Annotated in this window: 2 protein-coding genes; one reads left to right on the top strand and one right to left on the bottom strand. The window is 78.2% G+C overall.

All coding sequences use genetic code 11. The features are described from left to right. Positions 1-499 (bottom strand): fructosamine kinase family protein (locus CCN29_RS34240; RefSeq protein WP_442538694.1); only part of this gene is annotated, 499 nt, incomplete at its 3' end. A 189-nt stretch (positions 500-688) separates the two neighbouring features. On the opposite strand from CCN29_RS34240, the gene CCN29_RS34235 reads away from it, so the two are divergent. Next, a complete protein-coding gene (locus tag CCN29_RS34235; protein ID WP_031019327.1) occupies positions 689-1,012 on the top strand; it encodes a hypothetical protein in 324 nt (107 codons plus the stop codon). Positions 1,013-1,016: the final 4 nt, after the last annotated feature.

Genomic DNA, 1,016 nt, shown 5'->3' with positions numbered 1-1,016 from the left:
GCGTGCCCGCGTCGACCGCCCGGCGCAGATACGGCAGCACCCGGTGCTCCGCGTACCAGACGGGCCAGTCGTCGCCGGTGACGTTGCGCATCGGGGCGAGCCCGATGAACGCCTCCACCGGCCCGCCCGGCGGCGGCGCCCCGAACGCGGGCGCCCCGGCCGCGTGCAGGCCCGCCAGCTCACGCCCGAACCGCAGCGCCGTCTCCCGGCCCGGCCGCCCCTCCGCCACCCGGTCGAGCACCAGCCACGCCCCCTCCCGGCCGTGCAGGCACGGCACCGGGGGCGCGCCCGCCTCCGCGAGCCAGCGCAGCCCCGCCGCCTCGGCGCGCGCGGCTTCCGCGTCCTCGGCGCGCTTCACCACCACCGTGCGGCCGTCGTCCAGGACGGCCTCGGCGAGCGCGCCGGACAGCGGGCGCACCCCGGTCACCGCCCGCCCGGTCAGCCGCGACGCCACGGCGCCGGGCACCTCCTCGCCGGACGCGGGGGACGACACGGTCATCGACGGCCTCCTCGGCTTCGCGGTCCGCCCGGCGGCCCGACAGCCGGCCCGACGGCTTCATGACGCGCCCAGCGTACGAGCCCGGCGCGGGCGGCGGGCGCGTACGGCGGGCGGCGGGCGCTCACGCGGGACGGTGAAAATGCGGCTCCGCCCGGTGCGGGCGCGCCACGCCGTGGGAGCCATGTGAACATGACCAGTTCATCGTTCCAGCGCACCCTCACCCTGCCCGCCACACTCTGCGAACAGGCCGTCCCGTACCTGGAACAGGCCGCCCGGCGTACGGTCGACGGAGCGGGGGTCCCGCTGAAGGCGTTCCGCGCGGCCGCCGAGGGCGACTGCACCCTCCCGGTCTCCGTGGTCGAACAGGCGGCCGGCTGCCTGCTGGTCCTGGCCACCGAGACCGCGCAGAGCGTACGGCCCTCGGTGCTGCGCGCCACCATCGCCGTCGCCCTGTGCCTGCGCGACGCCGTCGAGGCGGTCCGCCGGCCCGCCCTCACCACCCGGTTCTGGTGACCAC

Source organism: Streptomyces pseudogriseolus (assembly GCA_002154585.1).
Lineage (GTDB): Bacteria > Actinomycetota > Actinomycetes > Streptomycetales > Streptomycetaceae > Streptomyces > Streptomyces pseudogriseolus.
This window is presented reverse-complemented; position numbering and strand designations above follow the sequence as displayed.

Bases quoted from the DNA above. Each gene is read 5' to 3' on its own strand.
- CCN29_RS34235 (WP_031019327.1), top strand. From the start codon at position 689: ATGACCAGTTCATCGTTCCAGCGCACCCTCACCCTGCCCGCCACACTC.